The sequence below is a fragment of the Streptomyces sp. NPDC054794 genome (assembly GCF_053611585.1).
Window position 1 is genome coordinate 30950 of sequence record NZ_JBSHAQ010000067.1, and the last position, 23500, is coordinate 54449.

20 protein-coding genes and 1 pseudogene are annotated in these 23500 nt (G+C 69.5%); 11 read left to right on the forward strand and 10 right to left on the reverse strand.

Going from position 1 to position 23500, the window contains the following annotated elements; translation table 11 throughout:
- The first annotated feature begins 4 nt into the window (after positions 1-4).
- The 3 genes from ACWGKT_RS42365 (at position 5) to ACWGKT_RS42375 (ending at position 3767) form a co-directional block, all read left to right on the forward strand.
- Positions 5-1894 carry a DUF4012 domain-containing protein gene (locus ACWGKT_RS42365; protein WP_453277887.1) on the forward strand — a complete coding sequence of 630 codons (1890 nt, stop codon included), beginning with the start codon at positions 5-7 and terminating at the stop codon, positions 1892-1894.
- A complete protein-coding gene (locus tag ACWGKT_RS42370) occupies positions 1887-2720 on the forward strand; it encodes a glutaminyl-peptide cyclotransferase (protein WP_453277888.1) in 834 nt (277 codons plus the stop codon). The genes ACWGKT_RS42365 and ACWGKT_RS42370 overlap by 8 nt, the downstream gene beginning before the upstream one ends.
- A 138-nt stretch (positions 2721-2858) precedes the next feature.
- Positions 2859-3767 carry a polysaccharide pyruvyl transferase family protein gene (locus ACWGKT_RS42375; protein ID WP_453277905.1) on the forward strand — a complete coding sequence of 303 codons (909 nt, stop codon included), beginning with the start codon at positions 2859-2861 and terminating at the stop codon, positions 3765-3767.
- Positions 3768-3830: 63 nt separating this feature from the next.
- Here the strand turns inward: ACWGKT_RS42375 and ACWGKT_RS42380 are convergent, their stop codons facing one another.
- Genes ACWGKT_RS42380 through wecB form a run of 6 tightly spaced genes read right to left on the reverse strand, consistent with a single transcriptional unit; the run spans position 3831 to position 10994 of the window.
- Positions 3831-5135: a lipopolysaccharide biosynthesis protein gene (locus ACWGKT_RS42380; protein WP_453277889.1), complete on the reverse strand. Its 1305-nt coding sequence runs from the start codon at positions 5133-5135 to the stop codon at positions 3831-3833.
- The gene (locus ACWGKT_RS42385) at positions 5132-6526 is read right to left on the reverse strand and encodes a hypothetical protein (RefSeq protein ID WP_453277890.1); all 1395 of its coding nucleotides are present in this window, start codon (positions 6524-6526) and stop codon (positions 5132-5134) included. The genes ACWGKT_RS42380 and ACWGKT_RS42385 overlap by 4 nt, the downstream gene beginning before the upstream one ends.
- Positions 6523-7512 (reverse strand): glycosyltransferase family 2 protein, encoded by a 990-nt coding sequence (locus tag ACWGKT_RS42390; RefSeq protein WP_453277891.1) that lies wholly within the window; start codon positions 7510-7512, stop codon positions 6523-6525. Before ACWGKT_RS42390 ends, ACWGKT_RS42385 begins: the two co-directional genes overlap by 4 nt.
- Positions 7509-8591 carry a glycosyltransferase gene (locus tag ACWGKT_RS42395; protein ID WP_453277892.1) on the reverse strand — a complete coding sequence of 361 codons (1083 nt, stop codon included), beginning with the start codon at positions 8589-8591 and terminating at the stop codon, positions 7509-7511. The genes ACWGKT_RS42390 and ACWGKT_RS42395 overlap by 4 nt, the downstream gene beginning before the upstream one ends.
- A complete protein-coding gene (locus ACWGKT_RS42400) occupies positions 8588-9760 on the reverse strand; it encodes a glycosyltransferase family 4 protein (RefSeq protein WP_453277893.1) in 1173 nt (390 codons plus the stop codon). The genes ACWGKT_RS42395 and ACWGKT_RS42400 overlap by 4 nt, the downstream gene beginning before the upstream one ends.
- A gap of 43 nt (positions 9761-9803) precedes the next feature.
- Positions 9804-10994, reverse strand: coding sequence for a non-hydrolyzing UDP-N-acetylglucosamine 2-epimerase (gene wecB / locus ACWGKT_RS42405; protein WP_453277894.1), 1191 nt, complete (start codon positions 10992-10994; stop codon positions 9804-9806).
- A 538-nt stretch (positions 10995-11532) separates the two neighbouring features.
- Between wecB and ACWGKT_RS42410 the strand changes: the two genes are divergently transcribed.
- Positions 11533-13026, forward strand: coding sequence for a sugar transferase (locus tag ACWGKT_RS42410; protein ID WP_453277895.1), 1494 nt, complete (start codon positions 11533-11535; stop codon positions 13024-13026).
- A 219-nt stretch (positions 13027-13245) separates the two neighbouring features.
- Here the strand turns inward: ACWGKT_RS42410 and ACWGKT_RS42415 are convergent, their stop codons facing one another.
- Both ACWGKT_RS42415 and ACWGKT_RS42420 read right to left on the reverse strand, forming a co-directional pair.
- Complete coding sequence (locus tag ACWGKT_RS42415) at positions 13246-13800, reverse strand: hypothetical protein (protein WP_453277906.1); 555 nt, start codon at positions 13798-13800, stop codon at positions 13246-13248.
- 212 nt (positions 13801-14012) lie between these two features.
- Positions 14013-14114, reverse strand: a pseudogene (locus ACWGKT_RS42420) (IS6 family transposase); the annotation flags it as partial.
- Positions 14115-14168: 54 nt separating this feature from the next.
- Here ACWGKT_RS42420 and ACWGKT_RS42425 point away from each other — a divergent pair.
- The 6 genes from ACWGKT_RS42425 (at position 14169) to ACWGKT_RS42450 (ending at position 20067) form a co-directional block, all read left to right on the forward strand.
- Entirely contained in the window at positions 14169-14327 is a 159-nt protein-coding gene (locus ACWGKT_RS42425; RefSeq protein ID WP_453277907.1) for a hypothetical protein, read from the forward strand.
- A gap of 185 nt (positions 14328-14512) precedes the next feature.
- Complete coding sequence (locus ACWGKT_RS42430) at positions 14513-15187, forward strand: hypothetical protein (protein ID WP_235453206.1); 675 nt, start codon at positions 14513-14515, stop codon at positions 15185-15187.
- Between the two features lie 469 nt (positions 15188-15656).
- Positions 15657-16526, forward strand: coding sequence for a HalD/BesD family halogenase (locus ACWGKT_RS42435; RefSeq protein ID WP_453277896.1), 870 nt, complete (start codon positions 15657-15659; stop codon positions 16524-16526).
- A gap of 68 nt (positions 16527-16594) precedes the next feature.
- On the forward strand, positions 16595-17440 hold the full coding sequence (locus tag ACWGKT_RS42440; protein ID WP_453277897.1) for a class I SAM-dependent methyltransferase: 846 nt from the start codon (positions 16595-16597) through the stop codon (positions 17438-17440).
- Positions 17441-17499: 59 nt separating this feature from the next.
- Complete coding sequence (locus ACWGKT_RS42445) at positions 17500-19266, forward strand: choline/carnitine O-acyltransferase (RefSeq protein WP_453277898.1); 1767 nt, start codon at positions 17500-17502, stop codon at positions 19264-19266.
- Between the two features lie 213 nt (positions 19267-19479).
- Positions 19480-20067, forward strand: a complete 588-nt coding sequence (locus ACWGKT_RS42450) for a hypothetical protein (protein WP_453277899.1) — start codon at positions 19480-19482, stop codon at positions 20065-20067.
- Here the strand turns inward: ACWGKT_RS42450 and ACWGKT_RS42455 are convergent.
- Entirely contained in the window at positions 20014-20316 is a 303-nt protein-coding gene (locus ACWGKT_RS42455; protein ID WP_453277900.1) for a hypothetical protein, read from the reverse strand. The genes ACWGKT_RS42450 and ACWGKT_RS42455 overlap by 54 nt on opposite strands.
- Positions 20317-20594: 278 nt before the next feature.
- Here ACWGKT_RS42455 and ACWGKT_RS42460 point away from each other — a divergent pair, with 278 nt between their 5' ends.
- Positions 20595-21464 (forward strand): calcium-binding protein, encoded by an 870-nt coding sequence (locus tag ACWGKT_RS42460; RefSeq protein ID WP_453277901.1) that lies wholly within the window; start codon positions 20595-20597, stop codon positions 21462-21464.
- A gap of 932 nt (positions 21465-22396) precedes the next feature.
- Here ACWGKT_RS42460 and ACWGKT_RS42465 read toward each other — a convergent pair.
- Positions 22397-23500 (reverse strand): GMC oxidoreductase (locus ACWGKT_RS42465; protein ID WP_453277902.1); only part of this gene is annotated, 1104 nt, incomplete at its 5' end.

A 23500-nucleotide genomic window follows, 5' to 3' on the forward strand; every position in this document is an offset into this window, starting at 1 on the left:
GTTCATGACGGAGCGAGACATCCGTACAGCGGTACAACGGCGTCCCGGCCCCGGCCGGGACGCCATCCACATGCCCGGAGCGAACCGCTCCGGCGAACGGGCACCGGGTCGCCGCCGCGTGCTCAGGAGAGCGATCCTGGCCACAGCGCTGCTCCCGCTGGCCGGCGCCGTCTGGATCGGTGTCACCGGGCTGATCGCCCGCGGGGAACTGCTCGCGGCCCAGCAGGACCTCGACGCGCTGCGGCACTCGGTGGCGGCGACGCCAGGCTCCGTCTCCGACAGGGCGACCGCGCCCACCGGGGTACCGGAACAGGCAGTGCGCTCCGCCGCCGCCCACGCTTCTCGGGCGCATCGTCTCACCACCGGGCCAGCCTGGTACTCCGCCGCCGAACTGCCCTTTCTCGGAGGTCCCGTGAGAACTGTGCGCGGCGCCGCGTACGCGGCGGACCGGCTGGCCAGCGACGTACTGCCCTCGCTGACCGGCGTCCTGCCGCCGTCCACGGCACACGGAAGCGGCGGCGGCATGTCCGACGCCCTCGCGGCGTTGCAGCGGCACAGGCCGGAAATCGTGCGGGCGGCAGGCGTCGTTGCCGAGGTGCGGACCGACGTGCACGGTCTGCCCCGGTCCACCTGGCTGGCGACGGCCGACCGGGCCCGTGCCGGACTACAACGGCAGTTGGACCGCCTCGCCCCGGTGATGACCGACGCCGCGGTGGCGGCTCGCGTCCTGCCGCCCATGCTCGGCACGCACGGACAACGGCGTTACTTCCTCGCGTTCCAGAACGTCGCCGAGGCACGCGGCACAGGGGGCGTCCCGGGCGCCTTCGCCGTGCTGCGGGCCGACCGGGGCCGACTGTCCTTCGAGCGGTTCGGCAACAACACGGAGATGACGGAAACGGCGATGCCGGACGTCGACCTCGGAGCCGACTTCGACGCCCGCTATGCGGGCAGCGACCCCATCCACGTGTGGCCCAACTCCAACATGAGCCCGCACTTCCCCTACGCGGCCCGCATCTGGGCAGCGGCATGGCGCAAGCACACCGGCGAACGCGTGGACGGGGCGATCGCCGTGGACCCTGTCACGCTGAGCCGTCTCCTGCAGGTCACCGGCCCGGCCCGCATGGCCGACGGCACCGAGCTCACCGCCGACAACGTCGTGGACCTCACCGAACGGGCCAGCTACACGAAGTACGACGACATCGCCCGGCGCAAGGCGTTCTTCGTCGACGCCGCCCGTGCCGCCGCCGCACGGCTGATGGGGGCACTCGACGACACGCGCCAGCTGCCTTCACTGCTCGTCGCCGTGAACGACGTCCAGCGGGACGGACGGCTGAAGGTCTGGAGCGCCCACCCGGCGGAGCAGCGCCTCCTGGAGTCCCGCCCCTACTCGGGCACACTCCCGAACACCCCCGGCCCCTTCGCGGGACTGGTGGTGAACAACGCGGCCGGCAGCAAGCTGGACTACTACCTCGACCGGAGCCTGACCTGGGAGGCGGGCACCTGCTCCGGCGCCGACCGCACGGTCACCGCGACCATGACCCTGACCAACCGGGCGCCGACCTCCGGCCTGCCCGACTACGTGACCATCAGGGCGGATTCCCCTCCCTACCGCACCCAGCCGGGTGACAACCGCCTCCACGTGTCGTACTACGCCGGGGTCGGAGCCACCCTGGCCGACGCAACCCTGGATGGCCGCCGCGCGCTGCTCGCACCCGCCGTCGAACGCGGCCACTCCGTGTTCACGCTGGACCTGGAGCTGCCCGTCGGCTCCCGCCGCACCCTGGTGCTGCATCTGCGGGAGCCGCATCCGGACGGCACGCCGACACTGCTGCGGCAGTCCCTGGTGACGCCGCTGCGGACCACGCTCAAGCCGGGAGGTGCCTGCCGTGTCTGAGCGTGTGCGCCGCGCGGCCTGGGCCGTGCTCGCGGCCGCGCTCCTGCTCGCGGCACGCCCGCCGGCGGACCACGCCCCCGACAACCCGGCAGGCCGAGGCGTGGAGGGGCGGCAGGCCGTGGCGCACCGGGTCGAGCAGCTGCGGGTCAAGGTGCTCCAGACCCTTCCGCACGACCCGAAGGCGTTCACCCAGGGACTTGAAATGGCCGACGACACGCTCTACGAAGGCACCGGCCTTTCCGGCCTGTCCTCGGTACGGGCGGGGCCTCCCGGCAAGAAGTCCACGGTCCGGGTTGCACTCCCCGCACCCTTGTTCGGGGAGGGCATCACCGTGCTCGGCCGAACCCTGTGGCAGCTCACCTGGCAAAACCGGATCGCCATCGAGCGCGACGCCAAGACACTCGCGGAGCTGCGTCGCGTCCCGTACCCGGACGACGGCTGGGGCGTGTGCCTCCAACGGGCCCGGCACCGGCTGGTGACCAGCGACGGATCGTCACGGCTGACGTTCCGCGACCCCGGGACGCTCGCGAGGACGGGCGAGGTCGCCGTGACCGAAGAAGGCCGGCCGGTGACGGGGCTGAACGAGTTGGAGTGCGTCGGCGCCACCGTGTACGCCAACGTGTTCCTCACCGACCACATCGTGCGCATCGATCCTGCCACCGGGGCGGTGACGGCGAGCATCGACGCCTCTGGCCTGCTGCGCGACGACGAACTCGTCCCGGGGGCCACGCTGAACGGCATCGCGGCGGTCCCCGGCACGGATCAGTTCCTGATCACAGGGAAGTACTGGCCCAGAATGTTCCGTGTGCTCTTCGTGCCCGCCTGACGGACAAGCGGCCGCCCGTGCTCGGCGGCGCGCCGCCGTTCCCTCCCGGTCCGTCAGGACTAGGCTTTCCACAACGTGCGCCGGCCACCGTTCCCTCTTTCTGCATTGCCCTTCACACGGCAGGAAGGCTCCTTGGCCATGGTCAAGACCACTCCCCCGATCCGGCTTTTCTGGTGGAGGCCGATGACGGGAACTCGCCGTCAGAAAGTCCGTGACCTCCGTCACCTCTGGACGCGTCGCAGCAATGGGCGTCTGCTGCCGCCTTGGGAGCTCCGTAACTTCGGTGATGAACTGGCGCCCTCGATTCTTCGTATGGAGCTTGGTGAAACGACCACGGTGAGGCACACGGATGCCCCCGCAGCGGAGGTCTTCACCTTGGGTTCGGTTCTCCAGCGGGCAGCCCTGGAGGCAGGTGAGGGATCCGCCGTGATCGGGGCGGGACTGCCTCAACTCGGCTCCTCGGATCTGCTGGATCGGGTGCGACGCGGAGTGCGACGCCTCGACCTGCTGGCCGTTCGCGGACCTGAGACGCGAAAGTTGTTGGGACTGCCTCAGACCACGGCTCTGGGGGATCCGGCCCTGCTGCTCGAAGGGCGCCTTGTGCCGGGCGATAGGAAAAGCGGTGGCGCGGTGGTGGCACACTACAGCGCCAAAAAAAACGCGCGGAAAACCAGCACATTAGAATCTCACGCGCAAAGATTGAACGCCCGCGTCGTGTACACCTCGGATCCGCTTGACGACGTACTCGCGGCCATTGGGCGTGCCGAGTGGGTGCTGACCAGCAGTTTGCACGGGCTGGTGGTAGCAGATGTGATGAAAACGCCGGCGATGCCTCTGGCTCGGGACGCAAGGAGATCGAGCGATTTCCGCTTCGACGATTATGGCGGGTCGGTCGGTCGTGCCGTTCGGGCGACGCTTCTTGAGCGCGTTACCAGGGCCGACGTTCTCGACGCCGCGTCCTGGCCGAGACCCGACGCCGCCCGCTTTCGGGACGTCGCTGATCAACTCCGGTCTGTGACCGCGTCTTGGTTTCACGGTAAGCGGTAAACGGACTCTTTCATGAGGGTCCGTCAGTTCGCTTACGGATCCTCTTCGGTTGTGCCCCCGGCCTCAAACCATGATCGCGACCGCCAGACCAACCAGCACGCACGCGGCGACCGAAGCCCGCAGTGGCATGGAGAGCACGATGCGGATGCCGTCCCGCCTCAGGTGCAGGACGCTGACCAGGGCCCGGGTGGACAGACCGGCGGAGACGGCCAGTCCTCCGGCGGCCAGCCCCAGCGACCCGCCGGCCAGCGGGACGACCGCCACCGCGACGCACGCGCCGATGCCCGTCCCGATGGACACCGAGCCGCCCTTGCCGTTCCGCAGGGCCATTTCGGCCTGAAGATCTCCGATGCACTTGAGGGTGACCGCCGGTACGAGTGCAGCGACGGCCAGCGCGATCGGCCGAACGGGGTACGACGACGGCAGCAGGATGGGCAGGAGCTGCAGCGCTGAGACGCCTGCGATGGCGGCAAGTGCCACGGACATCCAGGCAAGCCGCTGACCGTACCTCAGCGTCTCCCGGTAGAACGCCTCGTCGTCCTGACACCGGAGCGCGCAGGTCGACCAGTGACCGTGCAGGATGAGCACGGCCGTGATCGGAAACCCACCCAGCATGGCCGCGAACTGGAAGTACCCGGCCGCCGAATAGCCCTGTGTCAATGCCACGAGGACACGGACCCCTTGTACCAGCCCGAGGATCAGGACCAGGTGCGGCAGCAGTGGCACCGAGAAGCGCAGCGCCCCGGCCAGCATGGACCGGTCGTCCCGGAGAGTCGCGCGGCCGGTCGCCCCCCGGTCGCCGTGGGTGGCCGGGCTTGCGGCGTCACGGCTGACCGCGACCGCGGGTAGGACCACTGCGGCCGCGAACGCGAGCATCGCGGCGCTGACCGAGCCGGTCCGCACCAGCGCCAGCGCCGCCGCCGCCGGCGCCACGGTCTGGCTGCTCAGCGTCAACACGGCGAAGCTCCGGGCCCGGTCTAGGCCGCGCATGAGGCCGACCACGACGAGGCCAGCCGCGGCGCAGAGCACGGCCAGGATCGCACTGCCCGCCGTCGGCCAGAGCGGCAGCAGCACCAGCGCGAGACCGACCGCCGGCCCGATGACGGTCCGCATCGACGCCGCCGCGACGCGCACCGCCTGATGGCGGACCTGCGGGTCGGGATGGGCCGCGTTCCGCTGCACGTAGACGTGCAGTCCGGCAGCGGCGGCCGGGCTGAGCAGGCCGACCACGGTGAGGTGGGTGGCTAGCTGGCCGAGGAGGTCCGGGCCGACGTGGCGGGCCAGGACCGGCCACAGGAACAGTGTGTTGAGCCCGAGGCTCACCCCACCGGTGCAGTAGAGCATGAGTCGCGGCAGGCCCGCTCTCATGACTCGGGCCGTTCCGGTCCGCGTGGGCGGTCCTGCACAGCGTACTGGTGCCGGCCTGCCGGGCACAGCTCGCGTCTCGACCCCGGTCCTGGCTGTGGCGCCGTGCGTGCCGAAGCCGACGATCCGCGTCGGCGGCGCGCGAAGTTCTCCTGCGGTGTCCGCACCACGGTGGCGACGAGGAGGTAGGGAATGGCCAGCAGCGCCAGCACGAAACCGTAGTTCACCACCACGTACGCGCCGCCGCCGTTGATCAGGAACGTCCGCGTCGCCAGGATGGAGGCGATGCACACCAGGACGACGAGTACCTCCCGAGTGGCCGCGATCCGGTTGCAACAGCGCTGCCAGGCGTAGCCGAGGGCCCCCGCGACCACCACGGTGAGCACCGCCCCGACGCTGTTGATCAGGTACGCCGCGCCGCCAGTGGTGACCGGCACCAGGAAGAAGCGGCCGGTCAGCGGGGTCCCGGTGACGTAGGAGGAGACGATCTCGTCGTAGGCGAACACGGGGCCGCTGCCCATCTCCAGGTAGTGTGCGGCGAAGTAGCGCAGGTCGTAGCCGAACACGGGGCTGCCCTGGGTGGCCGTCCGGCCCAGCACCAGCGAGTACCACGCGGGACTCGCCGCCACGACGGTGAGCCGGTCGAGCAGGTAGCCGAGGGATGCGCCGCCGGAACGAGCCACGGTCTGGTACTGGTTTCCGATCCAGGATCCGTAGCACAGCGCCAGCGCCAGCATCGGCAGACCGGCGATGACGGCCGCGGGCCGCACGCGGCCGCGGAGCAGCACGGCGATGAGGAGAACGACCAGCACCTCGACCAGGCCGCCCTTGAAGCCGAGTGCCAGCCGCGACAGCACGAACACCGCCCACACCATGCCGGTGACCCACCTCGGCAGGCTGTCGTACTTCACCCCGCACAGCGTGGCCAGGATCGGCAGACCGAACAGCACACTGCGGCTCGGCAGACCGAACAGGCCGGACGCGCCGAGGTTGAACCGCTCGATCTCCGGGTTCACGCTCAGCGCGGGAATGCCCACGATGCTGAAGTGGGTCACGGTCAGGCCGCACACGATCAGCGCCGACACGGCCAGCCCGATCCGCTGCGAACCCCACAGCGCCGCTGGGCGGACCCCCGCACGCCCGGATCCCGGCACCATCCCGGCCTCGCCGCCGCGCCGGCCCACGGCGAGCACGCCGCCGGTGAACGCCGGGGCGGTGGCGTACACCGCCCAGCTGTGCGGGGCGGGACCGAGCCGCGCGCAGACCATCTCGAAGCCGACCAGGATCGGGGCCATGGACAGCACCAGGAGGAACGCCGGGGTGGTCCTCCGCTGGATGGCGACCAGCGCCCCGAGACAGGCCAGCATGATCGCCGCCGACACGAAGCCGGTCATGGCCGGACCGCGCGCAGTCCGGCGGCCAGACCGCGCAGGTTCGCGCCGGCCGCCGCTCGCGACGAGGCCAGCAGGCGCAGGCCCCAGCCGAGTCGGGCCACCGTCCAACACACGGACGTGCCAAGGCCGATCGTGCGTGCGACCATGGCCGCCGACCGGGCAGCGTGGTAGGCCTCCAGCGGGCTGCGCACGTTCCCGCCGCCCCGCGTCGTGGAGTGGCGCTGATGGACGCCGACGACCTGGGGGATCAGCCGCAACTGCCGTCCGGTTTCCCGTAGCCGCAGGGTCACCAGCATTTCGTCGTAGTAGAGGAACAGGTCGCCGGGGAATCCGCCGATCCGGTCCAGCGAGGCCCGCTCGAACAGGGCGCACGCGCCCGAGTACGTGAAGACGCCCCCGCCCGCGGCCCGGGCGCCCGCGGGCACCGCGTCCGGGGCCGGCGGGTCGGTCAGCCTCCTGGTACGGCCGGTATGCAGGGAGACCCATCCGCCGGCACAGTCGACCTTCCGCTTCGACGGTGTCCCGTCGTCCGGCACCACTGCCGGCGTCTTCACCAGCACACCGGACACGACTCCGGTGTCGGCCGCGTGAACCCGCAGCATGTCCGTCACCGCGCCGGGCATGAGCACGCAGTCCGGGTTCAGGACCAGGTGGTACGGCTCGTCGCAGTACGCCAGCGCGAGGTTGTTGCCACGGCAGTAGCCGCCGTTCTCGGCGCTCCAGACCACCACACACGTCGTGCCGCCGGACCGCCATGACAGCACCTGGCGCACCGGGTACGCACGGGCCCCGGTCCGGCGGCCGGACGGGCGTTCGGCGCCGGCCGGGACCAGCGACGTCCAGCACCGCCAGTGTTCCGGCCGCTGCGAATTCTCGACGACCACGATCGTGGACGGCGGGGGTACCTGCCGCAACGCCGAACGAAGGGCCTCGTGCGCCAGGTCGAAGGACCAGTAGGAGACGATGCCGACGCTGTACGAGGTCATCGGTCGAGTCCCTTCGCCAGCAGCTCGTCGACCTCGCGCGCACGGGCGGACCACGTGTTGCCGACGACGAACGCCTGCCGGGCCGACCGGACGCCGGCCGTGTGATCGACGCCGGCCCGCGCCGCCGCCAACGCCTGCGGGACGGAGCGGTAGTAGGTGAGAAAGGGCGCCGCCGGCTGGAGGACGCGCAGCGGAGGCGCGAGGATCGGGCGATCCAGCCCGACATACTCGTAGAGCTTCACCGGATCGACCGATTCGGCGAAATCGTCGGACCGGAACGGGAGAAGCAGCACGTCCGACCAGGTCCTGGCCATCTCGAGCAACGTGAGCTGCGGCATCGCGTCCGACACGCACGGTGCCACCTCCGGTGGCAGCGCGGTCCTGACCGGGCCGATGATCTTCAGGTGGACGCCCGGCGCGGTGGCGAGAGCCGCGAGCAGCGCCATGTCCAGCCATGGTCCGATCGTGCCGAAGAAGAGCACTCGGACCGGGCCGCCCGGGGCATCCGGCCTGGCGTCGGACGCCGCCAGCGCCGGCCAGGCGAAATCGGCCCGGCACGCGTTCCGGACGACAAACGAGTCTGCGGCGGCGGAATATCGCCTGCTCAGTTCGTCCGCGATGCGCGGGGACGAGGCGATCCTCGTGTGCGCCCGCGCGGCCAGCCGCGCTTCGAGGCCCCTGACGTAGCGATGGTCCGCGCCTGCCATGTCCGGGGCCAGGTCCATGCAGTCGTACACCACCGGCATGCCGGTGAGCCCCCGGACCAGCGGCTCCAGCCGGGGATGAGTGACCCAGACGACATCCGGCCGCAGCGCCCGAGCGGTACGGCCGAGCCGACGCACCAGCGCGGCGTCACCTTGCCGCATCACTGGCCGCGACCAGTGGGGCAGGCAGCGGACCCCGGTGGGGGCGACCGGCAGTTCGATCCCCGGGTCCTGGGCGACCAGGCCGGTTCGTCGCCACGCCCGGAGATGGAAGACGCGGAGGTCGTGGCCGAGTCGGCTGAGCTCGGCGGCCAGGAAATGCGGCCGCTGCGGGATCCAGTTCCAGTCGACGTGCTGCAAGTAGAGGATCCTCACGCCATGGCCTCCAGGTAGACGCGCTCCACGGACTCGGCGACCGACGCCCACGAGAAGCGCTTCTCGATCTCGGCCGCGATCTGCGCGGCCCGCCCGCCGTCCCAGCGGTACTCGGGCCGGAAGAACGTCGACAGTCCGCCGAGCAGCGCGTCCGGGTCGCCCGGCCGCACCAGCGTCAGGCAGTCACCGCAGGCGTCGCCGAGGTCGAGCAGGCCGCCGACCCGGGTGCCGAGGACGGGCACGCCGCAGCCCAGCGACTCGATCGCGCTCAGGCTGGTGGCCTCCTTGAGGGAGGGGACCACGGTGAGGTCCGTGACCTGGTACAGCACCGGCATGTCCGCGGTGGCGACGGCCCCGAGCGTGCGGACCTCGACCGCGGCCCCGGCCAGCGCCCGCCGTACCTCCTCCTGGTACGCCGCATACCGATCGGTGCCGCTCCCGGCGAACAGCACGGTGGCCGTCCGCCCGGACGGCACCCAGCGGCGGACCGCGTGGGCGAAGTGCAGGACGCCCTTGGTGGGCGCCCACCGTCTCGGCACGAGCACGACGAACTGGTCCGGGTCCAGACCGAACCCGGCACGCAGGGAGGCCCGGCACTCCGGGCTGACCGGATAGAAGCGCGCCGGATCGTAACCGTTCGAGATGAACCGCATCGGGGGCCGGCAGGCATCCTGGCGGGCCAGCTCGCTCGACGGGCCGATGCCGAGCCGGTACGGCGCCGTCAGCAGCCGCGTCACCGTGCGCCCCGCCGGGTATCGGGCCAGGGCGAGGAACTCGCCGAGATGGTTCGTCCAAACCTGCGCGGCCGGCAGCCGGCGGCGCAGCCACAGGGCCATCGGCAGGGCCTCGCACAGGTCGTGGAAGTGCACCACGTCGGGGGCTGTCTCGACGACCCTGTCGGCCTGCCCGACGGCCTGGAAGCCGTTGAGGATCCGGCGCGCGATCTCGGTGGCGGGCGACCGTCGGTACGGGGAAGGCAGCCGGCCCGGCCGCAGAACGACCAGCGGCACATCCGCCGGCGGTCGCAGCCGGGCCGCGCCGGAGCCGGTCCGGAACACGATCGGGTCATGGCCACGCAGCCGCAACTGGCGGGATACCTCGTAAACGTGCGACTCGAGGCCGCCCACCCCGACGTCGAGATAGGCGGCGGTCACCATCGCGATCCTCATCCTCACTCCGTTTCTGTTGGCGTGGCCCGCAACCGCAGACGCATCACAGACCAGCCACCAGCGCGCTCACCGGCTCGGGGACGAAGTCCGGAAACCGCTCGCCGCAGCCCGTCAGCGCGTCGATCGCGGCGACGCACCGCGGCGCCGCGTGGCCGTCGCCGTACGGGTTGACACTGCGCGCCATCCGGCCGTGCCGCTCCTCGTCCTCGACGAGCTCGCTGAAGCACCGGATGATCGCGCTTGCCCTGGTGCCGGCCAGGACGGCCGTTCCCGCGGTGACCGCCTCCCGTCGCTCGGTGGTGTCTCTGAGCACGATGACCGGTACGCCGAGCGACGGCGCCTCCTCCTGGACACCGCCCGAGTCGGTCATGACGATCGTGCTCGCTGCCATCAGCCGGCAGAAGTCCGGGTAGCACAGCGGCTCGGCGGTGTGAAGGTTGGGTCGCCTCGCGAGGTGGGTTCGGGCGGCTGAGCGCACCAGCGGATTCGGATGCAGTGGGATGACGAACTGGTGGTCGGGGTACTTGCGCGCCAGTGCGCTGACCGCCGTGAAGATCTCCTCCATCGGCGCCCCCCACGACTCCCGGCGATGGGTGGTGACCGTGACGACCCCGGGCCGACGAGCGCCGTCGATCGCGCCGGTGAGGATCTCCGCCAGCCGGCGGTCCTGCAGCGGCGGCGAGATGCGCAGCACCTCCTGGAGTGCGTCGATCACGGTGTTGCCGGTTACCACGACACGGTCGCCGGCCACTCCTTCGCCGACCAGGTTCTGCTTCGCCGCGACGGTGGGAGCGAGGTGGAGGTCGGTGATCCAGCCGAGCAGCGAGCGGTTCATCTCCTCCGGAAACGGTGCACGCCTGCTGCCCGTACGCAGCCCCGCCTCCAGATGCACCAGCGGGACGTCGGCGTAGAAGGCGGCCATGCCTGCCGCGAACGCGCTGGTGGTGTCTCCCTGAACCAGGACGAGTTCCGGCCGCACCTGCGCAATCGCGGCGGAGGCGCGTTCCATCACCTTTGCGGTCATCGAAGCGAGCGGCTGTCCCGGCTCGAAGGCGCGCAGGTCCAGGTCCGCCTCGACCTGCAACGTCCGGTGGATCTGATCCACCAGGTGTGGATGCTGACCGGTCACCGCCACGACCGGTTCATGGCGGCCACTGTCGCGCAACGACTTCACTACGGGAGCGACCTTCACCGCCTCGGGCCGGGTTCCATAAATCGCCAAAACACGTGCCATTACGTGTGGAGCCGCCTTTCGGTACCACACCAAGCCTGGGCCGGAGCCACACGCCCTTTTCGGAAGCGCCGACTCAGGCACCGTCGCGGCGTGGAATTTACAGGGGGAATTCCTGAAAGAACTGCGTTGACGAACGACTGGTCGGACACCGGCGCAGGAGGATGTTCACCGGCACAGGTGCTGCCAGCCGCCGAGCATTTCTGAATACCTTCCGTAGCACTGCTCTCTACGGCGTGACGAGCGTAGGGCGGTCAGGCACTGTTCCTTGCCGGGAGAGCGGAACATCCGCCGATACCACACGATCTGATGCCGCCCGAACGGCGCATTCCGGTATTCGCCCTGCTGCTCCTCCAGCACCCTGTCGCGGAAGCAGCCTCTTGGGCACTTTCTCGCCTCCCGGCCCCGCCGTCCGCATATGCACATGGCATGGAACTCTGCTCATCGGGTGAGAGTTGCCCGCGGCCCAGCGTCGCGCCCCGCTGCTCAGCGGACGGCCATACACACTCAAACAGTCCCTTTTGATGCACTTGGAGGCGGAATGTGGCTGTTCGAGGACACGATGCCCCACGTACCAGGGGCAAGACCTGCGCAGACACCGGTCATCCAGGAGCAGCCGCCGACCGGTCGCCGCACCGGCAAGCCCCTCTGGTTCGCGCCCGTCGCCGTCATCGGCGACGCGGCCGGCGCCGCCGTGCCGATGTATCTGGCCTTCGCGCCGGCCGACAGCACACATGCCGCGGCCTGCGCGGCGGTGGCGGCCGCGGCATGGCTGCTGCTGCGCGGCGTACGGGACCGCTACTGCGAGCGCCGTCTCGGTGAGCGCGACAACCTCGGCGCCGCGCTGCAGGACTGGCTGATACTGGTCGGACTGCTCGCGGTGGTGCGGGCGGCGACGGGCGAGGAGTCCCCGTTCCTCGTCGCACTGGCCGCCCTGGTGCCCTGCGCGCCGACGAGCGCCGTCGTGCACACACTGATCCACCGTCATCTGATCGCCCGGCGCCGCGACGGCGGGGCCGTCCGCCGGGCCCTGGTGATCGGGGAGGCTAACGCTGTCGACGGTCTGGTGAGCCACCTGGCGAAGCGGACCGACCACGAGCTCGTCGTCGTCGGCGTGTGCCCGATCGGCGACGAGGACCCGCATGCACTGGCCCCGGTCGCCACCCGCCTCGGCAGGCAGACACCGCTGCGCCCGTCGGCCGACTCCGCCCCGGTACTGGAGGCGACCCGGCGGCTCGACGTGGACATGGTCCTCGTCGTGCCGGGACCGTACATGACAGGAACCCGCCTGCGGCGCCTGTCGTGGGCCCTGCACAGCGAGGAGCGCCCGCTCGTGGTCGTACCGGGCCTGACCGAGGTTGCCGGCCGCCGGGTGGGCGTCCTCTCCGTGGCCGGGCTCACGATGCTGAACGTGGCCCCGCCCCTGAGGCGGGGACTTGCGACGCTGCTCAAGTCGGTGACGGACCGGCTGGGTGCGGCACTGCTGATCGTGCTGCTCGCCCCCGTGTTCGCGGCGGTGGCCCTCGCCGTACGGGTGGACTCCCCTGGCCCCGTCGTGCACCGGCAGACGCGCATCGGTCGCGGAGGAAGCCCATTCACCATGGCCAAGTTCCGCACCATGGTCACCAACGCGGAGCGGCTGAGGCACCAGCTGACCGGCACCAACGAGCACGACGGCCGGATGTTCAAAATCCGCCGCGATCCGCGGATCACCCGCGTCGGCCGGGTGCTGCGCCGCTGGTCCCTGGACGAACTCCCCCAGCTGTTCAACGTGATGCTGGGACACATGTCCCTGGTCGGTCCGAGACCGCCGCTGCCCGACGAGGTCGCCGGGTACGACGAGGTGGAGCTGCGCAGGCTGGCCGTCAAGCCGGGGCTCACCGGCCTGTGGCAGGTCAGCGGCCGCTCCGACCTCTCCTGGGACGAGACGGTCGCCCTGGACCTCAGGTACGTGGACAACTGGTCCCCGGCTGGGGACCTCGGAGTTCTCGTTCGCACAGTGCGCGTCGTCGTGGCGGGCACCGGGGCCTACTGAGTGTGACCAGCACCAGCGATCCTCAAGGAGGCCCGACGTGCAGGCGCTCTACGGTCGTTGGTACGCCAAGGTGGGCGAGCAACAGCCCTTCGTCGACTCACCGGTACGGGGCATGGCACTCGGCTGCCTGCGGCAGGGCGGGCCACCGTCTGAACTTCCGTCTTCACACTGTTGATCATCGGTGGCCGTACCGATTTCCGGACCGGCGCGCCAACACCATCATGATCTGCGAGCGGAGCGAGTCCCAGCCCAACCGGTAGCGGCCACCACCTCCCGTGCGATATCCACTACACGCCGCCCGTCCGTCACCACCCGCACCGTCTCTGGCGGGACCCGCTCGTCCAGAAGCCGTGCCTTGCGGACACTGCCTTCCAGCTCCTGCTCCAGCTCCGAACCGAGTTCGCGCCCCACCAGCCGCTCGCGCGCGGTGACATCGGAGGCGGTGAGCAGGACTCGTGTGATCCGTACCCCAGCCCCCATGGCACGCTCGAACATGCCCCCCGCCTCAGGCAGCACACTCACAGTGTTCGTATAGATCAGGCGCCGGTAGCCGCGCTGGGCGAAGTTCGCCCACACGGCGGTCAGATTGCTCTCGGTGATCTCCGCGCGGTGAGGATCTCCCTTTGGTGCCGGATGCACCTGCCCCATGAAGTCACCCTCAATGATCGCGTGAGAGACCGCCGCGACGCGCAGCAGCGCCGAAACCTCCCACCCCACCGTCGTCTTACCGACACCCGCCCGCCCGCCGATGAGCAGTACTTCCGCACGATCCATGGGGGTAGCCTGCCAGTAGGTGACCGCCTCCCGCGATCCGATTCCGTCCAGCCGGGAAACGGGCGCCCCGACGGGTTCCGGGGTGTGTAGGACACGTCGTTCCTGGGCACGCCCCTGCTCGCTGAGCGGCTCGTCCGGGCGGTCGCAGCCATGGCCTGGCCCCGCCGCGCACGGGCGGCTGATGGTGAGCACACGCTCGTCGACCATCGTCATGAGGGCATGACCTCGAGGTGGGCGGCGCCGTAGGAGCGAAGTCTGTCCGTGACGATCACCCTCGGTACCGCGCCGGTTCTCTCCGTCAGGCAGCGGAAGAAGCATCCGACTTCGACCCGTTCACCGGCCGTTTCAAAACCCCGGGTGAGCAGACCTTGCGAAACGCCTTCGGCAAGGTGGACGCCGCCGCGCTCACCCAGGCCGGCTCCACCCACCTGGCCGCCCTCGCACTGGCATACGCCATGGACGGCAAGTGCCTGTCAATTCCCGTGCGCACCCATGGATCCGGGGCAGACGGGCCCACACCGACTTGATGTGCGTGCAGTCCTTCGCGTACGTGTACCAGAAGGATCGCCCACAACTGGCATTTCATTAGCCGATGTTGTAGATACGTCAGTTGTTGCATCTTCTGGATCGCAACAGGCGGCAATCGCGGCAAGCGTTCAGTCGCTTTGCCCGTGATCGCCGACCCCCCTCATGCACAGCGAAAGGCACATGTATGGCGAACAACCGCATGATGCGCCACGGCGGACGAATGCTGGCGCTCTCAGCGGCTGCCCTGGGTATGGTCGCGGCGATAGCCGCCCCGGCCTCGGCCGATGACCAGCCCACCCGGGCCCAGCTCATAGCCGACTGCGACTCGGGTGCAGGCAAGTGCACCTTCAACGAACCTCAGTTGGGCAAGGCGTACCTCGGAGACTTCCACCGGGTCTCCGACTCGCTCTACAACTGCAGCACCTCACCTGCCACCCAGTCGATGACCTGGTCCGACACGGTCGGTTCCACGGACTCGGCGGGCGTGTCCGTGACCGTCGGCGGCAAGATCGCGGACATCATCGATGTCAGCGTGACGGCGACTTACAGCCACACCTGGTCGAGCTCGCATTCGGAGACCAGCTCCATCAACATGACGGTGAAACCGGGCGAAGTCGGCTGGATCTCCCGTGCACAGGTGATGCAGACCGTCTCCGGCACCTGGCAGACCCACTACGACGACCGGAAGTGGGGCCACTACTTCTGGTTCGTCCCTGACGTCATCACAGGCCCGGCGCCGAACGGAACGGACGGCCAGGGCAACGCGGTGGTCGTCAAGTCCCGGAAGATGACCACCAAGGAGAAGCAGTCCTGCTCCAGCCGCTCCGGTAAGGCCAAGACGTTCATCGTCCAAGGCTGATCCACCGGCCGCGCGCCGGCTGCCTCGCGGTGCGTACAGCCGCGGGGCAGCCCGAGCAGCTCAGCAGCACGGAGTCTCGGACCCGCCGGACTCCGCCCGCGCCGCAGGCACCGTCGCGCGGCGCGGTGAGCAACTCGATCCCTGTGATCATCGGCTTCACGGACCGCCCCTCGCCCAGGGCGCACCGGCCCCTGCAGCCCCTTCAACTCCTGCGTGACTGCCGGCCCGCACCAAACCTGCGATGGTTTGCTGAAGCGCACAGGTGGGCAGTGTGACGCGTCACAGACAACACGACGCCACTGTGGGAACTTCAAGTGCCCTTTTTTCCAGCCGAGTTACCGAATTGCCGAGAGGGAGGTCCGGCTGACCGCACGGATTGCGTCGCTCGTCCCGTGTGTGCGTAAGAGGCGGAACCGCGGATTGGCGGGGGTACCGGCGCGAGGGGCCGCCCGCATGTGGAGAGGATCGAATGCGCTCTTTGGAAGCACTGACGCTTGATCAGGTAGTCGACACGGCTCGCTATCCTCTGTCGGAACTCGCGAGCGCCGGGGGACAGGCCGTGGTCTCCCGTGCCCAGCACGATCTGTCGACTCTCGGCTGCACCGTGCTGCCGGACTTCATTCGCCCGTCGCTGCGCGATGTGCTGCGGCAGGAGTGCTCGGCCATCGCCCCCCGGGCGCACCACGACGTCGAGACGGTGAACGTCTACAACATCGCGGTGGACTCGGCACTGCCCGAGGACCATCCGGGCCGGAAGACCTTCGAGCGGGGTAACGCGTTCGTCGCGCGGGACCGCATCCCCGCGGACTCCCTCATCAGTCGGCTCTACTCCAGCATGTTGTTCCGGCACTTCATCGCCCGCTGCTTCGAACTGCCGGAGCTGCACGAGCTCGCGGACCCGCTCTCCGGGCTGGTTCTCAACGTCATCGCACCGGGCATGGAGCACCCCTGGCACTTCGACACCAACGAGTTCACCGTGAGCATGCTGACCCAGCAGGCGCAGGCCGGCGGCGTCTTCGAGTACTGCCCGAACATTCGGACCGCGCAGGACGAGAATTTCGACGACGTCCGGGACGTAGTGGACGGTCGGGGCGAGCGGTTGACCCGGCGCCTCCCCCTGCAACCGGGTGACCTGCAGTTGTTCAAAGGCCGCTACTCGCTGCACCGGGTGAGCCCGGTGAGCGGCGAGATCGCGCGCCACTCCGCGATATTCGCCTACAGCGAGCGCCCCGGCGTCATAGGGAGCGTGGAACGGACCCGGCAGCTCTTCGGCCGGGTACTGCCCGAACACCTGGAAGCCGAGGGCCGGGCGGTCCGCGGCGACCGGCTCCTGGACTAGCGGACGACGAGAACACGTAGTCGCCGAAGGCCGTTTCCCCTGCGCGACCCCTCGGAGGAGTAAGCCCTGTGCGTTTCGACGTGACCGGAAAAGTCTCACTCGACCACATCTACGACCAGCCCGATCCGCGAACCTACTTCAGGGTGCTGCGCCCGCTCGACTACGGCGTTCCGCAGCAGGCCAAGCCCTACTTCACCAAGATCATCACGGAGTACCGGGAGTCCCAGCACGTCGCCGTACCGAAGGTGCTGGACATCGGCTGTTCGTACGGAATCAACGCCGCCCTGCTGAAGTACGACACGACCATGGACGAGCTGTACGCGCGCTACGGCGACGAGGAGCGTGCGAGTGGGAGTCGCGGGGCTCTGCTGGCCCGCGACCGGGAGCTGGCTCGGTCGCGCCAACCCCCGCAAGCGATCCGCTTCGTCGGCCTCGACACGTCCGGCAGCGCGCTGTCCTACGCTCTTGAGGCCGGGTTCCTCGACGACGTGGTGCACGCCGACCTGGAGGAGCACGAGCTCACACAGCGCCAGCGCGCCCAGCTCTCGGGCACGGACCTGGTGATCTCGACGGGCTGCGTCGGCTACGTCACCGAGCGGACGCTCACGCGAGTCGTCCGGGCGCAGGGCATCCGGCGGCCCTGGATGGCGCACTTCGTGCTGCGGATGTTCCCGTTCGACACCGTCGAGCGCGCCTTGTCGGGTCTGGGCTACCGGACCGTTCGCGTCGACGAGGTGTTCAGGCAGCGGAGGTTCGCCTCCCCGCAGGAGCAGGCGCTCGTACTCGACAGCATGTCGGCCGCAGGGGTGGATCCACGGGGCCTGGAGGCGGAAGGCTGGCTGTACGCACAGCTCTACCTTTCCCGGCCGCACGACATCACGAGTACCAACGATCCGAATCGAGAAGCGAGTTGAAGAACAGTCAGGATGCGTCAGGCAACGCGACCTTCGCCCAGGAGGACAGTCTCCCGCGCGTGCCGCTGCCTACGCTGGAGGCGAGCTGCGAGAGGTTCCTCGCCTGGTGTACGCCGCTGCTGACCGCCGACGAGCGGTCGGCGACCGAGGCGGAGGTTGCCGCCTTTCTCCGACCCGGTGGCCCCGGCCGGGTGCTGCATGCCGCGCTGGAGGAATACGAGGCCACGGAGGGCGTGCACAGCTGGCTCGACACCTTCTGGCCCTACCGGTACCTGGGCCGCCGGGACCGGATCGCGCTCAACGCCAACTTCTTCTTCCTGTTCCAGGACTCCGACCAGGCGCAGGTGGAGCGGGCGGCCGGGCTCGTTGCCGGGGCTCTCAACTACAAGCGGCAGCTCGATCAGGGGCTGATTCCACCGGTGGTGCAGCGCGGGGCGCCCCAGTCGATGGTGCAGAACAAGTTTCTGTTCTCGACCACACGTATCCCCGGCGCGGAGCAGGACACCGTCCGCGCCCCCTACACCGACGAGTGGCCGGGCCCGTCCGAGGCCCGGCATATCGTGGTGTTCTTCCGGGGCGGCATGTTCCGGCTGGACGTGCTGGGTCCGGACGGTGTACCGCACAGCCTGGATGACATCGAGGCGGGGCTGCGCGCCGTGATGAAGGCAGGCGCCGACCCGGTCGGCGCGGACACCTCGGTGGGCCACCTCACCACCATGGCGCGCGCGGAGTGGGCGGCCGCCCGGGAGTGCCTTCTCGCCTGCCACCCCCGCAACGCCGACGCCCTTGACAATGTCGAGACCGCGTTGTTCTGCGTCGCTCTGGAGGACTTCGCCCCCGCGGACGTCCAGGACGCCTGTGACCAGCTGCTGTACGGCGACCGCGGCAATCGCTGGTTCGACAAGGCCGTGTCCCTCGTCGTCTTCGCCAATGGACGGGCGGGCATCAACGTCGAGCACTGCGAGTTGGACGGGACCACGATCCTCAACTTCACCGACGCCCTGCTCAACACCCCGGCCGAGGAGCAGTCCCGGCAGTCCGGAGCCCGCTCCCAGGGGCTGCCGGCACTGGAGCCGATCGTGTTCGAACTGGACGACGCGCTGCGGGCCCAAGTGCGCTCCGCCGCCCACGCGTTCGCGGCGTACGGGGAGAACACCGCGACCAGCACGTTGTCGTTCGCGGACTTCGGCAGCAGTGCGGCCAAGGCGTTGAGGGTCTCGCCGGACGCGTTCGTCCAGGCCGCCTACCAGCTCGCCCACCAGCGCGCCAAGGGGCACCTGGGCGCCACGTACGAATCGATCGCCACCCGGCAGTACCGCCACGGGCGCACCGAGGCGATGCGCGTCGTCACCACCGAGATGGTGGCTTTCGTGGCGGCGATGGAGGACCCGGCAGCCGACGCGGACGCCCGGCGCGCCGCGTTCCGGGCAGCAACCGAGGCCCATGTGGCGCGCGCGAAGGCGTGCCAGGCCGGGCAGGTGCCAGAGCAGCACCTGTGGGAGCTGGAGCTGATCCAGCGCCGGCGCGGGGCCGAGCTCGGGGTGACCGAGCAGCCCGCGCTGTACCGGACGCCGGGCTGGTTGACCATGCGGGACGACTACCTGAGCACGAGCTCCGCGCCGTCCACCAACATCCAGTACTTCGGCTTCGGGTCGACCAGCAGCCAGTGCATCGGTGTCGCCTATGTGCTGCTTCCCGACCGGTTCAACCTCTACCTGAGCACGCCGATGGCGGTCGCTGCGCAGATGCGGACGTTCGCCGACCGGCTGCGGGAGGCGATGGACGAACTCCGGGAGCTGCTGGCGTCCGAGCGGCCTGAGGACTGAACGAACCCCACCGCCGGACCGGAACTCCCGGTCGGGGACAACGGTCCGGCGGCCCGGGCGGCTTCAGTGACTGAGCCTGCCCTGAGCTGAGAAAGCCCAGCGTACGACGCCTGGATGCCGCGTTTAGACAGCCACACCGCTGCGCAGCCCCCGCATGCTTGCGTGGACTCCACGGAGACGGACATCCACGTACCGGCGACTATCGATCACGGCATGCGCAAGCGCGAGGCCCGCAACCGCTCACTCGCCGTGGCCGCGTCCGTCGCTTCGACCCCCACCGTGCGACAGGCGTTGACCAGCGCGAATCCGACGGCGGTGTTGCAGCCCCAGGCCGAAGAGACCCACCACCGCTCCCACGTCGACTTCATCGTCGTGATGAGTCCCGCAGGCATCCGCTACACCCACCCGAACCCAGCCCAAATCGGCCGTCACTACATAGGCAGCATCGCGGCAGCCCAGCGTGGCGGCATCGTCACCGAAACGACCACCGGGACCCTGGGCCCCTCCGTCCGCACCGTCGTTCCCGTCACCAATTCCGAGGGGAAGGTCATCGGGCTCGTCTCCGCAGGCATCACCATCCACCAGGTGAGCCTGGAGGCCGAGCGACAAGTGCCGCTCGTCCTGACGGCGACCGGGCTGGTCACGGCAGCCACCGGTGGAACGGCCCTGATCGGCAGGCGCCTGAGCCGGCAGACCTTTTCCGCGCTGGGGGACTCGCTATACACCCGGCGGCAAGGTCATCTGGACTCAGCAACATCTCGCCACGGAACCATGACTCACGGGCACCCGAACACGGGCTGACGTAGCGGTCAGCAGCTCCTTCTCGCTCGGGCCGGGCTGAGAGAAGCGGCGTTCGACCAGGTGCGCGCCCGGTTCCTCGGCGGCGGCGTGCAGGCGGTAGTAGTCGGCGGCCGTGAGGGCGATGGACACCAGGACCCGCAAGGCAATGCCCAGTGCCTCGGCGGTGCGCGCTGCCATGTAGTACGGGACCTGCCCGCTGTCGGCCTCCCATCGACCAGCCTGCCTGCAGGCGTCGACAGCGTCGCTCATCGCGGTGGTTGAGGCATCTGGGAGATCTCGTAGCTGGGTGGTGCGAGGACCGCGCCGGCTCTTTCTGCCTCGTGACTTCGGCGCCGCCGATGCCCTTGCTCGTCCATTGGCCGACTCCCGTGGCGGGTGGCTGGTTGTTTTCCCGCCCCGGACGAGGGCAACGATCGGGCCGGTTCGGCAGTCGTAGAGACTGACACACATCGGTCTCCTGCGCTCGCCACCAACCGCCTTCGCGCGCGGTGTGGTGGCGGCAAGGCCCGTCATCCCTGGGAGGATTCATGAGCCGCTTCCCCGCATCGCCGAGCGACAGACAAAGCGACGGGCGCGACATCGCCCCGCCCAGCACCGCCGCACGTGCCATAGGGCGCACGCCCCTCGGTCGCGCCGCAAGCCGCGGTGTCGCGGTGGGGGCCGTCGCCGTTTTGCTGACCGGGGTCGGCGCCTCGGCCGATGCCGCGTCCGACACCGTGCCCGGCGACCCGGTGGTCAGCGGTGCCACCATCAACTCCGGGCATGACGTCATCGTGGGTATCACACACAATGTGCAGTTCCCGGTCACGGTCACCGGATCGGATGACTCCGGTCTGTCTTTCGCCGATGTGGATCTGAAGGGGCCGCACGGCGGTTTCTACACCACCGATGCGTTCTGCGAGACCGCGACGGCATGCACGACGGAGTTCACCGTCAACGCCCACCCGGCTCCGGGCAGCGACGACCCAGTGGACCTGGCCAACGCCAACGCGGGAACGTGGTCAGTCGATGCCTTGGTCGACGCCAACGACGGCACATCCGTTTTTGCCCCCGGCGTGGGGTCGTTCGGCCTCAAGCGTGCCGCGCAGGTCACAGTCAACGCCTCACCGGAACCGGTGGCCAAGGGCGCTCGTATCACCGTCACCGGCAAGCTCGTGCGGGCCAATTGGGACACCTACCGGTATGCGGGATACGCGGGCCAGGCCGTGCAGCTGCAGTTCCGCCCGAAGGGCAGCAGCACCTACACCACGGTGGCCACGGTGAACACCAGCGGCACCGGCACCCTGCGCACCACGGTCAAGGCAGTCAAGGACGGCTACTGGCGGTGGAGCTTCACCGGCACCAACACCACCGGCCCGGCCAAGGCCGCAGGCGACTACGTCGATGTGCGCCCCTGATCCGGCAAGCACCTCCATGAGCGACCGATGCGGCCCGGTCTTGGAGGGATCCGGCACGTCCGAGGAGGTCGTTTGATCTAGGTGGATTGCCGCTTTGACAGCAGTCACCGGAATGGGCCCGCGGGCTGACCTGGAGAGATCCCGGCTCGCCATCGACGACGAACCGTGTCAGGGATCGCTCCAGCAGTTCCAGAAATTGCCGCAGGTCATCGGCCACCTTGTCGAGCTCCGGTTCGTCCAGCGACGCTGTCCGCGTCCGGTGCACCGACCCATCGGGGCCCGCGACGTGGGACAGGCCGCCGCCGTTGGAGCCGATGACCAGGCCGTGGACCTTCTGATCCGCGCCGACGTCGACAACGCCGCACTCCTGGAGTCGCAGAAGGACGTCGCTTGCCGGGTAGAGGAAGTAGCCGTTGCCGACGTCCGCCCAGGACGTCGCCGATGCTGTCGTAGAAGGTGATCAGGTCAGCAGGGATGAGGCTGACTTGGGCGAGCGCGCGAGCCACGGCTTGATCGTCACGGCTGGCCGGCCGGACCGCGTGGGTGCCAGGGGGAAAGCCGTACCGACGCTCGAACTCGCCTGTCATTGCCGTGAGGGTCTCGGAGACTCTGTCTGTCCACGAGGCCAGCCAGGCGGGTGAAAGTGACCGGTCACTCATGAGGCCGGATCATGACATGAGCTACGGACATCCACGAGGTGACCAGCGGCCTCGCAACCCAACGTCAGCGCATTGCCGCGCATTGCCGGTGGGCGCTGAGGCAGGAGGCGAGTTTCAGGAATGCTTCGTGGATGTCGGCTCGTCGTTCCCAAGACCGCGAGCAGGGTGACCCTGCACGCGGGCTTCCCTCAGGGCTCAGTCCACCGCTCCCGGCGCGGTCGCACCTGGTCGACCGAAGTCTGCCGACGGCGTCAGCGAGCGGGAATTGCCGGGCTACTTCTTCGGCGGGACCGTCGGTATCCCCAGGAACGCCAGCCGCAGCGCTCCGAAGGCATCGGCCGGGACAACCGGGTTCGCCGGCTCGACCGGCTTCAGGCGCTCGTAGGCCGCACCCTGCGCGGGACGCGGGTCCGCCTTCCCCTTGTTGGGCCAGTACGACATCGCCCGCTCGGCCTGCGCGGTGATGGTCAGGGAGGGGTTCACGCCCAGGTTCGCCGAGACCGCGGCGCCGTCGACCACCGAGATGCCCGGGTGGCCGTACAGCCGGTGGTACGGGTCGATCACGCCGGTCTCGCGCGAGTCGCCGATCGGACATCCGCCCAGGAAGTGCCCGGTGAGCGGGCGACCCGTGAGCTCACCCACGTTGGAGATGGCGAATCCGTTGATCTCCTCGGCGAGGGCGGAAGCGTTCTCGGTGGCGGCCCTGATCTGCTTCGGGTTGGGTGCGCCGTGGCCCTGCCGAGCGGACAGCAGTCCCTTGCCGACACCTTTCGGCTTCAGGAATGTCGTCAGGGAGTTGTCCAGGGACTGCATCACCAGCCCGATGATGGTCCGCTCCGACCCGCGGCGGTTGGACAGGGAGCGCAGGGCCGAAACCGGATGGCGGGCGGCGTTGCCCAGCCAGGCTGCGATCCTGGATGTGCCGTCGGCGTAGGGGACCTGGAGGATGGACAGGAGGCCCATGGCGTTGGAGCCCTTGCCGTAGCGGACCGGCTCGATGTGGGTGTTCTCGTTTGGATGGATCGAGGACGTGATGGCCACGCCCCGGGTGAAGTCGGCCTTCGGCGTCCCGTGCGCCTTGCGGTAACGGCGGTTGACGGTCTGCGCGCCCACCACCGCCTCGGAGTTGGTCCGGGTCAGGTCGCCCAGCCGGTCGGAGAGGTAGGGCAGCCGGCCGTTCGCCTTCATCCGGTGCAGCAGGGTCTGCGTGCCGTAGGTCCCCGCTGCCAGCACCACCCGCCGCGCGGTGAAGGTCCGCCCCCGATCCTTCTTCCTGCGGTTGGTCGGCAGGGTCGCGACCGCGTACCCGCCGCGTGAGTCGTCCGTGACGGACACGACCGTCGTCATCGGGTGCACCACCGCGCCCGCCTTCTCGGC